This window comes from Pseudonocardia sp. D17, assembly GCF_036984265.1.
Classification (GTDB): Bacteria; Actinomycetota; Actinomycetes; order Mycobacteriales; family Pseudonocardiaceae; genus Pseudonocardia; species Pseudonocardia benzenivorans.
This window is the reverse complement of sequence record NZ_BPRG01000216.1, coordinates 21957-34918: the sequence shown is the minus strand read 5'-3', so window position 1 is coordinate 34918 and position 12962 is coordinate 21957. Positions and strand designations below refer to the sequence as shown.

Below are 12962 nucleotides of genomic sequence, written 5' to 3'. Positions count from 1 at the left end.
GCCACCCGCCACGTTCTTGTGGCAGGAGCCATCGATCCGGACGGTACCGCCCGGACGCCACGAACGATAGGGCCCCCCGAACTGCCCACCGTCTCATATTGAGACCGCAGGTCAGGCCCTGCGGGGGTGTGATTCCCGGCACGAGAGGCACTGCGTTCGGGGACCCGCGAACCCTGATCGCAACCGCTCGTGTCCGAGCCGCCACCGAGGGCGCCCGCGCTGTCTCCCGGTGAACGCCCGGGCTCGCGATCGCAGACGGCCCGCCGGCGCGTCCACGCCGGAAGGCCCGCAGGGGTTGCGAGGGCAGTGGGGTCAGTGCGGTCCACGCATCGAACCCTGAACACCCACCACGTGAGGAGACGACGTGAGTCGGCAGAGTCTGGCTAAGGCTCACCAGAAGATCCAGGAACTCTCCTGGGAGCCGCAGTACCACGAGCCGTACATGAAGTACGGAACCGACTACACCTTCCGCAAGGCCGCGAAGAAGGACCCGCTCAAGCAGGTCCTGCGGTCGTACTTCCCCATGCAGGAGGAGAAGGACCACCGCGTCTACGGCGCCTCCGACGGTGCCATCCGCGGCAACATGTTCCGCCAGGTGCAGGAGCGCTGGCTGGAGTGGCAGAAGCTGTTCCTGAGCATCATCCCGTTGCCCGAGGTCTCCGCGGCCCGGTCGATGCCGATGCTCTTCCACGTGGTTCCGAACCCGGAGCTGCACAACGGCCAGGCCATTCAGATGATCGACGAGGTGCGTCACTCGACGATCCAGCAGAACCTGAAGCGCCTGTACATGAACAACTACATCGACCCGGCGGGCTTCAACAACAGCCTGCGGAACTTCCACAGCGACTACTGCGGCACCATCGGCCGTCAGTTCGCCGAGGGGTTCATCACGGGTGACGCGATCACCGCGGCGTCGATCTACCTGACGATCGTGGCCGAGACGGCGTTCACCAACACGCTGTTCGTGGCCATGCCGGCCGAGGCGGCCGCCAACGGCGACTACCTGCTGCCGACGGTGTTCCACTCGGTGCAGTCCGACGAGTCGCGGCACATCTCCAACGGCTACGCCACGCTGCTCATGGCGCTGTCGGACGAGGACAACCGCCAGCTGCTCGAGCGCGACCTGCGCTACGCGTGGTGGAACAACCACCGTGTCGTCGACGCGGCCATCGGTACCTTCATCGAGTACGGCACGAAGGACCGCCGCAAGGACCGTGAGTCCTACGCGGAGATGTGGCGTCGCTGGATCTACGACGACTACTACCGTGCCTACCTGATCCCGCTCGAGAAGTACGGCCTGGTCATCCCGCACGACCTGATCGAAGAGTCGTGGAAGCAGATCTGGGAGAAGGGCTACGTCCACGAGGTCGCGCAGTTCTTCGCCACCGGTTGGCTCGCCAACTACTGGCGCATCGACGGCATGACCGACGAGGACTTCGAGTGGTTCGAGTACAAGTACCCGGGCTGGTACGACAAGTACGGCAAGTGGTGGGAGAACTACAACCGCCTCGCCACGCCGAACGGGCACAACCCGATCGTCTTCGAGGACGTGGACTACGTCTACCCGGCCCGCTGCTGGACCTGCATGGTCCCGTGTCTGGTCCGTGAGGACATGGTCATGGCCGACGTCGACGGGGTCACCCGTACGTACTGCCACGAGGTCTGCCGTTGGACGGACGTCGAGGCATTCCGCCCGACGTACCAGGGTCGCGAGACCCCGAACATGGGTCGCCTGGTCGGCCACCGCGAGTGGGAGACCCTGTACCACGGCTGGAACTGGGCCGATGTCGTGTCCGACATGGGCTTCGTTCGGGACGACGGCAAGACGATGACGGCGCAGCCGCATCTGAACCTCGACCCCAGCAAGATGTGGACTCTGGACCACATGCGGCGGTGTCCTCCGCTGCAGAGCCCCAACGTGTTGATCAACGAGATGGACGACGCCGGCAAGGCGGCGTTCCACGCTGACTACATCCGTCAGGGGCCCGCCGGACGTCCGGCACCTGAGAACGCCTGAGCGCGGGTCAGGTGAGGGGGAAGGGCCGGCGGCGCCACCGTCGGCCCTTCCTCTGCCAGGCCGAACTCAGTACATGAAGCAGGTCGACCGGTAAAGGAAGTCATGGGCAAAAAGCACATCGTGCGGTTCGAGCCGGTGGGCATCGAGATCGAGGTCGACGAGGACCAGAACATTCTTCGTGCCGCCGCCGAGCAGGGCGTCCAGCTCATGCACGGCTGCAAGGAAGGTCAGTGCGCCGCCTGCAAGTCCTTCGTGCTCGAGGGCGAGGACATCGACTACGACTCGTACTCGACGTTCGCGCTCCCGGACTACGAGAAGGAGGAGGGTTCGACCCTCCTGTGCCGGGCGCACGCGTACGAGGACCTCGTGATCGAACTCCTCAACTACGACGAGGAGATCATCCGGGGTGGCCTCCCGCTGCGGAAGGGTGTCGCGGAGGTGGTCTCCAACGAGGAGGTCACCCACGACATGCGGCACCTGGTTCTCAAGCTCGTCGAACCCGAGGAGATCAAGTTCTTCCCGGGGCAGTATCTCGATCTCATGGTGCCGGGCACCGAGGAGAGCCGCTCGTTCTCCATGGCTAACGTCCCGGGCCGCGAGGGCCACTTCGAGTTCGTCATCAAGATCTACCCCGATGGCCTGTTCTCGGAGTTCCTCGCAACCAAGGTCTCGGTCGGCGACCGGCTCGACGTGGAGGGCCCGTTCGGCACCTTCACGCTGCGCGAGAGCCGTTCCTCTCCGCTGATCTTCGTCGGCGGCGGGGCCGGACTGGCTCCGGTGCTCGGTTTGTTGCGATCGATGGCGGACCGTGGCGTCGAGCGTGAGGCCGTCTTCTACTACGGGGCCCGCGGCCAGCGGGACCTGTGCTTCGAGAAGGAACTGCGGGAGTTGGAGGAACGGCTTCCCAACTTCCGGTACGTCCCAGCCCTGTCGGAGCCGGCGGACGGCGACGACTGGAGCGGCGAGACCGGGCTGATCACCGACGTGGTGAAGCGGCTCGAGTCGGACCTCTCGGGCCGGGATGCCTATGTCTGTGGACCGCCGCCGATGGTGGACGCGGCGATCCCGGTGCTCACGGCACTCGGAGTGTCTGAGCAGAACATCTTCTACGACAAGTTCACCACCACCGGTGAACAAGGAGGCGAGGACGGCCAATGACGACCACTCAACGTCCGGAACGCAGTGTTCCGAAGCCTACTTTCACCGACGCCGAAGCCGGCGCCCAGGAATTCCCCGACTCCGGTGCGAGCGCCCGTCGCTACAACTACTACAAGCCGGCGAAGCGCAAGCAGACCCACTACGAGGACGTCACCGTCGACGTCCAGCCCGACCCGCGCCACTACCTGTCCCAGGGCTGGATCTACGGGTTCGCGGACGGCTCCCGCGGCTACCCGCTGACCTGGACCAAGCTCAAGGCCTGGGGCGTCGACGAGCCCGAGCCCGAGCGCGGCATCGGCTCCGGCGGACGTCACGTCGCGGACTGGCCGGCCCACGGCTGGCACGAGTTCCGTGACCCCAACGAAGAATGGGAGATGACGTTCTACCGTTACAACGCGAACGTCGTCCGCCAGGTCAACCAGAACATCGAGAACGCCCGGGTGCTGAAGGGCTTCGACAACTGGACCCCCAACTGGGTCAACTTCGTCGAGCGCAACGTCGGCGCCTGGATGCACGTCGAGCACATCCTCGGTCTGTACGTGTTCGCCGCCTGCAACCGCTCGGCGCCCACGAACATGCACAACACCGCGATCGCGGTGAACAGCATGCACAAGATCCGGTTCGCCCAGGACCTCGCGCTCTACAACCTGACCCTGAGCGAGGAGATCGACGGGTTCGACGGGAGCGCCCACCTCGACGCGTGGAACAACGACGACGTCTGGCAGGGCGTTCGCAAGGTGACCGAGGCCCTCACGGCCGTCGACGACGACTGGGGCGAGATGATGTTCGCCACGAACGTCGTCTTCGAGCCGCTGATCGGCGAGCTGTTCCGGTCGAACCTGGTCATGCAGGTCGCGGCCGGCAACGGTGACTTCGTCACCCCCACCGTCATGGGTGCCGCGGAGTACGACTACGCCCAGCGTGACCTGCGCTGGACCCAGGCCTGCTTCGGTCCGCTGGTTCAGGACCGCGAGTTCGCCGACCACAACAAGCAGCTCCTGCAGGGTTGGCTCGCCAAGTGGGTGCCGCAGGCACTCGAGGCGGCCCGGACCCTGCAGCCGATCTGGTCGCTGCCCGACGCCAAGCCCCCGCGATTCGAGGACAGCCTCGACCGCGCCAAGAGCCGGTTCGCCGGAATCGTCTCCGACCTCGGACTGGAAGCCCCGAAGGAGCTGAACCTGTGACCAGTTTCAAGACCGCAGAAAGCCCGTTCAAGGCCGACAACACCGCGTCCGGTAAGGCCGGCGTCACCCTGATGAACAACCAGGTCGGGGTCGTCGTCGCGGACGTGATGGCGAAGCAGGAGAACGTCACCGTGACGCACCTGCCGTCGATGATCCGGGTCGACTGCGTGGGCCGCATGGACTTCGTCTACGACGAGATCTCCGAGGCGCTCGGCGAGGAGCCCGGCTTCTACGACGCCGCCGAGTTCGAGGAGAACATGTCCACGCACTACGGCAAGATGATCCACATGGATGACCGGACCGTCATGTTCGGGAATCTGGAGGAGGCCGCCGAGTTCATCGGCGACATGCTCCCGCCCGAGGTGACCCGCTAGTCCAGCGGCGCCTCGCGTCACCATCCCCGGGTCGCCGACCGCGCACGCCGGTGCGGCCGGCGACCCGGGCCGCTCCACAACTTCTCTCACCCCGCGCAGACGTAGAGATCTGAGTCCAGGAGGGCCTAGTGGCCAAGGAACTGAAGTTCGGACAGGAAGCCCGCGACCTGTTGCAGGCAGGCGTCGACCAACTCGCCGAGGCCGTCAAGTCCACGCTGGGCCCCAAGGGGCGCAACGTCATCCTGGAGAAGATCACCGGGACGCCCGAGGTCACGAACGACGGTGTGACCATCGCGCGCGAGATCTACCTGCGTGACCCGTTCGAGAACATGGGCGCGCAGATCCTCAAGGAAGCCGCGATCAAGACCAACGACATCGTCGGCGACGGCACGACGACGGCGACGGTCATGGCGCAGGCCATCGTCCGCGAGGGTATGAAGGCCATCACCTCCGGCGGCAACCCGGTGCTCGTCAAGCGCGGCATCGACATGGCCGTCGCGGCGATCGTCGAGCACCTGTCGACGGTGGCGCACCCCGTCGACAGCCTGGAGCACCTCTCCCGCGTCGCCGCCATCTCGGCCAACGACGACGACACCATCGGCACGGTCATCGCGAAGACCCTCTACACCGTCGGCGACGACGGCGTGATCTCGGTCGACGACGGCAACGTCCTCGGCCTCGAGGTCAACTTCGTCGAGGACTTCGAGTTCGACAACGGCTACGTCTCGCCGTACCTGGTCACCGACCCCGGCCAGATGCTCGCCGTGCTCGACGACCCCTACATCCTGCTGTCGGCGGAGAAGATCACCGACGTCCGGCAGCTGATGCCGATGCTCGAGCGCGTCATGCGCGACCCGAAGCCGCTGGTCATCGTGGCCGAGAAGGTCGAGGGCACCGCGCTGCAGATGCTGGTGCACAACCACGTCAACGGCCACCTCAAGGTCACCGCCATCCAGGCCCCCGGCTTCGGTGAGAAGCGGATCCACCTGCTGGAGGACATGGCCGCGCTGACCGGCGCGAAGGTGCACTCGAAGGCGTCGTCGTTCTCGCTGGAGCAGATCACCGTCGAGCACCTCGGGCGGGCGACGCAGGTCCGCGCCGACAACGAGAACACCGCGATCATCGGCGGCCACGGGGCCAAGGAGGCGGTCGAGCGGCGCCTCTCGCAGCTGCGCGCCGAGCTCTCGCGCGCCACGATCGGTACCGACGAGGACTGGCTCTCCGACCGCATCGCCCGGCTGTCCGGGAAGGCCGCGATCATCTCCGTCGGCGCCCCGACCAACGCCGAGCTCAAGGAGATCCGTCACCGCGTCGACGACTCGCTGCAGGCGACCCGGGCCGCGATGGCCGAGGGCATCGTCGCGGGCGGTGGCTCGGCGCTGCTGCACTCCGAGGCCGCGCTCGACCGGCTGCAGGTCTCGGGCGACTACCAGATCGGCGTCGAGATCGTCCGGCGGGCGCTCACCGAGCCGGTGCACCTCATCGCCACGAACGCGGGCTACGACGGCGCCGACGTCGTCAAGCAGGTCTCGGACCTGGGCGTCGACGAGGGCTTCGACGCGCTCGAGGGCCGCTACGGGAACATGATCGAGCTGGGCGTCATCGACCCGCTGCGCGTCGTGCGGTCCGCGCTGCAGAACGGCGCCTCGGTCGCGGGCCTGATCCTCACCACCAACTCGCTGGTGGCCGAGGAGCAGACACCGTGGAACAAGGCGCTGATGACGGAGTACGGCCCGCTCGACGACGGCATCCCGCAGCCGTCGCCCGACTCCAGCACCCCGCAGTCGCTGGGACTCGGCCCGTCGATGGGCTGATCCGACCCCCGTCCCGCCCCGGACCTCACGACGGGGCGGGACGGGTCGCGCGACCACCGGAACGCCGGCGACCCGGAGCGGGAGGGGACCACGATGTATCGCAGCGCGACCGCCGACTACGTCGTGATCGACGCCCAGGTCCACGCCTGGGACGGCAGCCCGTCCAACCAGGCCGGTCCGTCCGGTGAGGCCTACGTCGCCGAGCTCTACCGGCGGCACCGGTTGCTCGACCGCCAGCCGCAGGCCGTCGACGTCGACGAGTTCGCCCGCGTCACCGGTGAGGGGCTGCTGGCGGACGTGATCGGCGGGCACGTCGACCGTGCCGTCCTCCAGCCGCTGACGCTCGACGACCTGTTCGTGCTGGGCTTCAGCCCGACCGCGTGGCACGCCGAGCTCGCGGAGGACCTCCCCGGGCGCTTCGTCCTCACCGGCGAGGTCGACCCGGCCATGGGATCGGCGGGCGCGCGGGGCCTCGCCGCCCGGGTCCGCAACGCCGACCTGCGCGGTCTGCATCTCGCGCCCGCGCACCGACCCGGAACCCGGATCCCCCTGGGCGAGCCGTGGCTGCGCCGCGTGCTCGCGCGCGCCGAGCAGTCGGGCGCGACCGTCGTGCACCTCGGCGTGGGACCGTCGACGCCCTCCTGGCCGGGGGTTCCCGGCTGGGCCATCCCGCGCCGGGCCGACGTCGCCGCCGCGGCGGCCCGGCCGCGGCGCTGGCCCGACTGGGCACATCCCGTCCGGGCGGGGTCGGCGCTGCCCGTGCGCTCGCCCGCTCGGTCCGCCGGCCAGGGCGGCTTCGATCCCGTCCAGCTGCGCGACCTCGCGGCCGCGCTGCCGCGCGTCCAGTTCGTCCTGGGCGCGGCCTGCATGCCCACCGCGAGCCTCTGCCGGCTCGCCCGGCTGCCCAACGTGCACGTCCTGCTCACCGAGCTGCTCGCCGGCCTGCGGCTGCACCGGGTCGACGCGGCCCGGGCGTTCGGGGCCCTGCTCGAGGCGTTCGGGGTGCACCGCATGCTGTTCGGCAGCGGCTACCCGCTGATCCGGCCCGCGCGGCTGGTGCGCGAGCTCGTCGAGTTCCGGTTCCCCGAGGAGCTGTGCGGCCGCTACGCCGACCTCGACGACCTGGGCAGGCACGCCATCCTCGGCGCCAACGCCGCCCGGCTCTACCGCATCCCGCTGCCCGCGGGTGCGATCCCGTCGGCGCCCGCCGCCCTGCGTCCCGGCGCCGGTTCCTGACCGGTTCCCCTGTGTGGGCCGGCCCCTGGCGGGTAGCCCCGTGGCTCGAGCCCGATCGCCGTCGTTCGCCCGGCCCGCTCCCGTGCTTCCGGTTGCGGGTCGAGATCACCGTGCCTAGCGTCGGGCGACTCTCGGGGGAGGTACGCCATGACGACGACCGGTGACGCGGAGCATCGGCAGGACGACCCGGACCACGGCGGCGCGGCGGGCACGCAGGTACAGAGCGGCACGCAGGTACAGAGCGGCACGCAGGTACAGAGCGGCACGCAGGTACAGAGCGAGGTGTCGGAGTCCACGGTCCGCCAGGCGGTGGGCGCGGCGGCGATGGGGAACCTGGTCGAGTGGTTCGACTACGGCATCTACAGCTACGTGACGGTCTACATCGCGGCCGCCATCCTGGGCGGTGACACCAGCTCGAACGTGGGTCTGGTGCTGGCGCTGTTCGCGGTCGCCTACCTGGTCCGGCCGTTCGGCGGGATCGTGCTGGGACCGCTCGGCGACCGGATCGGCCGCAAGAAGGTCCTGGCGATGACGATCGTCACGATGTCGGCGGCGAGCTTCCTGCTCGGCTGCCTGCCGACGTACTCCGTCGCGGGTTGGGGAGCCCCGGTGCTGCTCATCCTGATCAGGCTCGTCCAGGGCTTCGCGACGGGCGGGGAGTACGGCGGCGCCGCCGCGTTCATCGCCGAGTACGCGCCGGACAAGAAGCGCGGCTTCTACTGCAGCTTCCTGGAGTTCGGCACCACCGGCGGGTTCGTACTGGCCGCGGGCCTGGTCACGATCCTGCAGGTGTCGCTGTCCGACGCCGCGATGCACGCGTGGGGCTGGCGCATCCCGTTCCTGATCGCCGGTCCGCTCGGCCTGGTCGGGCTGTGGCTGCGGTCGCGGCTGGACGACACCCCCGCCTTCCGGGCGCTGGAGGAGCGGTCCGTGGTCTCGGCCTCGCCGCTCAAGGACGTCCTCACCCGGCACTGGCGCCCGATCCTGGTCTGCATCGGGCTGGTGCTGTTCTACAACGTCGCCGTCTACACGGTGCTGTTCTACATGCCGACCTACCTGCAGACCTCGCTCAAGCTGGCCGCGACACCGGCGCTGCTCTACGTCCTCGGCATGATGCTGGTGATCATGTTCGTCATCATCCCGGTGGGTGCGCTGTCCGACCGGATCGGCCGGAAGCCGCTGATCGTGACGTCGTGCATCGGGTTCATCGTGCTGTCGTACCCGGCGTTCATGCTGCTGGACACGGCGACGGCGTGGGGCACGGTCCTCGGCCTGGTCATCCTGGCGCTGCTGCTGGTCATGCTGCTGGGCACGATGTCGGCGACGCTGCCGGCGCTGTTCCACACCGAGGTGCGCTACGGCGGCTTCTCCATCGGCTACAACATCTCGACGTCGATCTTCGGCGGGACGGCGCCCGCGATCCTCGCGCTGCTCGTCGACAAGACCGGCAACAACGCGATCCCCGGCGCCTACCTCGCGGTGGCGGCGATCGTCTCGCTGGCCGCCGTCGTCATCGTGAAGGAGAGCTCGCGCAAGCCGCTCCCGGGCGCGGTGTCCAGCTCGGTGGCGGCGACCGGGTAGCAGTCGGCGACCGCGTAGCGGGCGGCGTCAGGGCGTCCGCGGCGGCAGCGTCGTCGCGACCACGCCGTCGCCGACCGCGGGGACGCCGGTGAGTGCCCGGGCCGCCTCCTGGGGGACGTCGGCGCACCGCACCATGGCGCCGTCGACGAGCAGCGGGCGCCGCGCCGGGGTTCCCCCCAGGTAGGCGAGGACGCCGTCGACGCGGGTCGGCCCGCTGCCGACGTCGCGGGTCCGGATCTCGCCGGTGTGCAGCCTCGCGAGGCGGTAGCGGCCGTCGCCGCCCGGTCCCGCGCCCTCGCAGGCGTCGAGGACGGCGACCTGCTCCGGCGTCGCCAGCCAGACGACGTGGTCCTCCTCGACGCCCGGCACCGCGGCCAGCACCGCAGGCCGGGCGCCGTCGCGGGTGCGCAGCCCGTACGCCCACACCGCGGCCAGCCCGCGGGTGCGCACCCGGAGCACGACGACAGGCTCCGCGCCGAGCCCGAGCGTCGCCCGCAGCCAGCTGATCTTCGAGGGGTTGCGGTTCGAGCCGTAGGCCAGCACCGGCAGCCGGCCCGTCGTCGGCGCCGCGCCGCGGGCCGCCAGCCAGCCGTCCAGCGGCTCGTCCTGCACCCGGCCGCGGACCAGCGCGTACCCCACGCCGTCGGCGTGCACGTACGACGTCGGTGGCACGGTGCCGGGATAGGGATCGGCCGGGAAGTCCTCGTCCGCGTAGGGCCCGGCCACGAGCGCGAGCCTAGGCTGTTGCGGTGTTACCCCCGACGATCTCCTGGGTCGACGACCACGTGGAGCTGCTCGACCAGACGGCGCTGCCCCGGCTGCGCACCGTGTCCGTGACGACCGTCGAGGGGATGGTCGACGCCATCCGCCGCCTCGTGGTCCGCGGCGCCCCCGCGCTGGGGGTGGCCGGGGCGATGGGGGTCGCGCTGGCCGCCCGCACCCTCGACGGCGACGCACTCGCCGACGCCGCCGCACGCATCGGAGCGGCCCGGCCGACCGCGGTCAACCTCTCCGTCGGCGTCCGCCGGGCGCTCGCCGCGGCCGACGGCGGACCCGACGCCGTGCTCGCCGCGGCGCTCGCCGTCCGCGACGAGGACGTCCGGTCCTGCCACGCCATCGGGGAGCGCGGCGCGACGCTGCTGCGCGAGCTGTGCGGCGGCGATCCGCTGCGGCTGCACACGCACTGCAACGCCGGTGCACTCGCCTGCGTCGAGTGGGGCACGGCCCTCGGCGTGGTGCGCTCGCTGCACGAACAGGGCCGGGTGGCCCACGTCGTCGTCGACGAGACCCGGCCGGTGCTGCAGGGCGCCCGGATCACGACGGTCGAGCTCGCCGCGATCGGCGTGCCGCACCGGCTGGTCGTCGACGGGGCCGCGGGCTCGATCATCGCCCGTGGCCTGGTCGACGCCGTCGTCGTCGGCGCGGACCGGATCGCCGCGAACGGCGACGTCGCCAACAAGGTCGGGACCTATCCGCTCGCGCTGGCCGCCGCCCGGGCGGGGATCCCGTTCGTCGTCGCCGCGCCGGAGTCGACCGTCGACACCGCCACCCCCGACGGCGCCGCCATCGAGATCGAGGAGCGCGACGCGGGCGAGGTGCTCGGCAAGGGCCTGACGCTGCCGGCGACGCAGGCGTGGAACCCGGCCTTCGACGTCACACCGAACGACCTGGTCACCGCGATCGTCACCGACCGGCGAACCTGGCGGCCCGCGGGGTGAGAGCCGGAATCGACGGCGCCGCCTTCCGGCTGCTGCTGGTCGCGACGGTCCTCGCCTTCGGCGGGTACTCGCTGCTGCTGCCGGTCGTCCCGCTGTGGGCGACGCGCGGTGGTGCGGGCCCGCTGGGCGCGGGCATCACGACGGGCGTGCTGATGGCCGTCACCGTCGCGACGCAGAGCGCGACGCCGTGGCTGCTGCGCCGCCTGGGGCACCGCTGGGTGCTCGGGGTAGGCATGGTGCTCATGGGGGCGCCGTCGCCGCTGTTCGCGCTCTCGGCCGCGCTCGGGCCGGTCCTCGCGGTGTCGACGCTGCGCGGCATCGGGTTCGGGCTGGTCACCGTCGCGGGCAGCGCGCTGGTCGCCGAGCTCGTCGCGCCGGCCGAGCACGCGCGCGCGGCGAGCCGGTTCGGGCTCGCCGTCGGGCTCCCGCTGCTGGTGCTGCTGCCGGCGGGTGTGGCCGTCGTCGAGGTCTTCGGGTTCACGGCGGTGTTCGTCGGCGGCGCGTTGCCGCTGCTCGGCGCCGCACTGATGCCGCTGCTGCGGGTCGGCCGCGTGCGCCCGGTCGCGGGTTCCGGGCCGGCGGAGGCGGTCGGGGCCGCGCCGCGGCGGCGGGGGGAGGCCGGCCCGTTCCTGGCGATGCTCGCGTGCTCCACGGCGCAGGGCGGGCTGATCACGTTCGTCCCGGTCACCGGCACCGCGACGGCCGCCACGATCGCGCTGTTCGCGACGGCCGCCGGCTCGCTCGGCGGTCGGTGGCTGGCCGGACGGCTCGCCGACGCCCGAGGGCTCGGTGGGCGGCTGCAACTGCCGGGGGTCGCGGTCGCGGCGGCCGGGATGGCGGCGGAGGTCGTCGCCGTGCTGCTCGGCGGCGCGCCGCTGCTGCTCGTCGCGGGTGCGGCGGCCGTCGGCGTCGGGTTCGGCCTGGTGCAGAACGACTCGCTCGTGCAGCTCTTCGCGCTCGGCGGGCCGGCCGGCTACGGCCGGGCCAGCGCGATCTGGAACATCGCCTACGACGCGGGCACGGGCCTCGGCGCGGTCGCTCTCGGAGCGGTGGCCGGTCCGTTCGGCTTCGGCGCGGCCTTCGCGGCAGGGACGGTGTTCCTGCTGCTCGTCGCGCCGCTGGCCCGGTCGCGACACGGACGGTGACGGTCGGAGAACGACCGGTCCGCCTGGCGTCGCACTTTCGAGCGCCAGGGCCTGCCGACGTGCGGAAACCTTCGTACGGTGATCGTCGTGACCCCTCGCGACCTGGCTTTCGCACTCGCCACACGGCTCGACGACGTCGTCCCGCCCGGGCTGCGCGTGCGTGCCGACGGCGGGCGGGTCGTCGTGCTGCGGGGCGACGCGGTCGTCGGCGGGTCGGCCGCGCCCCGGCTGCTCGACGGCGAGACCGGCGACCGGCAGGTCGCGACCGCCACCTACGCGACGATCAACGCGGTGCAGGAGGTGGTCGCGTACTGCGTCGCGTCGCCGTGGCCCGCGCGGGCGGGCGCCCGTCCGAAGCCGCAGGCCCGGCTCGACGGCCGGGTGCTGCGGGCCTGGTACGGGCCCGCGGCGCGGCCGGTGCTGGCGCTGGAACCGGTGCACCTGCTGTGACGGCCGTGAGTGGCGATGGTCGCCAGGGCGACCATCGCCACGCACGGTCACGAGCCGCGGGTGATCCACTCCTCGAGGTGCGGGAGCTCGGTGCCGATCGTCGTCGAGTCGCCGTGGCCGGTGCGCACGGCGGTGTCGCCGGGCAGCGTCAGCAGCCGGCCACGGATCGAGTCGATGATCGTGTCGAACGACGAGAACGAGCGGCCCGTCGCGCCCGGGCCGCCGGAGAACCGCGGGGGACCACAGCGGTACACATGCGCTAGCCTGTAGCGCATAGCGTCTCGG

11 protein-coding genes and 1 pseudogene are annotated in these 12962 nt (G+C 70.8%); 10 read left to right on the top strand and 2 right to left on the bottom strand.

Annotated features, from left to right (window positions below):
• Positions 1-379: 379 nt before the first annotated feature.
• The 7 genes from PSD17_RS29155 to PSD17_RS29125 all read left to right on the top strand — a co-directional run bounded on the left by PSD17_RS29155 (position 380) and on the right by PSD17_RS29125 (position 9364).
• Positions 380-2017: a methane monooxygenase gene (locus PSD17_RS29155; RefSeq protein ID WP_041760377.1), complete on the top strand. Its 1638-nt coding sequence runs from the start codon at positions 380-382 to the stop codon at positions 2015-2017.
• A gap of 102 nt (positions 2018-2119) precedes the next feature.
• A complete protein-coding gene (locus PSD17_RS29150; protein WP_013672834.1) occupies positions 2120-3175 on the top strand; it encodes an FAD-binding oxidoreductase in 1056 nt (351 codons plus the stop codon).
• The gene (locus PSD17_RS29145; protein ID WP_013672835.1) at positions 3172-4359 is read left to right on the top strand and encodes an aromatic/alkene monooxygenase hydroxylase subunit beta; all 1188 of its coding nucleotides are present in this window, start codon (positions 3172-3174) and stop codon (positions 4357-4359) included. The genes PSD17_RS29150 and PSD17_RS29145 overlap by 4 nt, the downstream gene beginning before the upstream one ends.
• A complete protein-coding gene (gene mimD, locus PSD17_RS29140) occupies positions 4356-4733 on the top strand; it encodes a propane 2-monooxygenase effector subunit MimD (RefSeq protein WP_013672836.1) in 378 nt (125 codons plus the stop codon). The genes PSD17_RS29145 and mimD overlap by 4 nt, the downstream gene beginning before the upstream one ends.
• Positions 4734-4861: 128 nt before the next feature.
• A complete protein-coding gene (groL, locus tag PSD17_RS29135; RefSeq protein ID WP_013672837.1) occupies positions 4862-6547 on the top strand; it encodes a chaperonin GroEL in 1686 nt (561 codons plus the stop codon).
• A gap of 93 nt (positions 6548-6640) precedes the next feature.
• Positions 6641-7783, top strand: coding sequence for an amidohydrolase family protein (locus PSD17_RS29130; RefSeq protein WP_339125606.1), 1143 nt, complete (start codon positions 6641-6643; stop codon positions 7781-7783).
• Positions 7784-7930: 147 nt separating this feature from the next.
• On the top strand, positions 7931-9364 hold the full coding sequence (locus PSD17_RS29125; RefSeq protein ID WP_339125605.1) for an MFS transporter: 1434 nt from the start codon (positions 7931-7933) through the stop codon (positions 9362-9364).
• 27 nt (positions 9365-9391) lie between these two features.
• Here the strand turns inward: PSD17_RS29125 and PSD17_RS29120 are convergent, their stop codons facing one another.
• Positions 9392-10090 (bottom strand): gamma-glutamylcyclotransferase, encoded by a 699-nt coding sequence (locus tag PSD17_RS29120; RefSeq protein ID WP_339125603.1) that lies wholly within the window; start codon positions 10088-10090, stop codon positions 9392-9394.
• A 23-nt stretch (positions 10091-10113) separates the two neighbouring features.
• On the opposite strand from PSD17_RS29120, the gene mtnA reads away from it, so the two are divergent.
• The 3 genes from mtnA (at position 10114) to PSD17_RS29105 (ending at position 12677) form a co-directional block, all read left to right on the top strand.
• Positions 10114-11082: an S-methyl-5-thioribose-1-phosphate isomerase gene (mtnA, locus tag PSD17_RS29115; RefSeq protein WP_013672841.1), complete on the top strand. Its 969-nt coding sequence runs from the start codon at positions 10114-10116 to the stop codon at positions 11080-11082.
• The gene (locus PSD17_RS29110) at positions 11079-12227 is read left to right on the top strand and encodes an MFS transporter (RefSeq protein WP_339125601.1); all 1149 of its coding nucleotides are present in this window, start codon (positions 11079-11081) and stop codon (positions 12225-12227) included. The genes mtnA and PSD17_RS29110 overlap by 4 nt, the downstream gene beginning before the upstream one ends.
• An 87-nt stretch (positions 12228-12314) precedes the next feature.
• Positions 12315-12677 carry a hypothetical protein gene (locus PSD17_RS29105; protein WP_339125599.1) on the top strand — a complete coding sequence of 121 codons (363 nt, stop codon included), beginning with the start codon at positions 12315-12317 and terminating at the stop codon, positions 12675-12677.
• Positions 12678-12724: 47 nt separating this feature from the next.
• Here PSD17_RS29105 and PSD17_RS29100 read toward each other — a convergent pair.
• Positions 12725-12919 (bottom strand): annotated as a pseudogene (locus PSD17_RS29100) (MBL fold metallo-hydrolase); the annotation flags it as partial.
• Positions 12920-12962 lie beyond the last annotated feature (43 nt).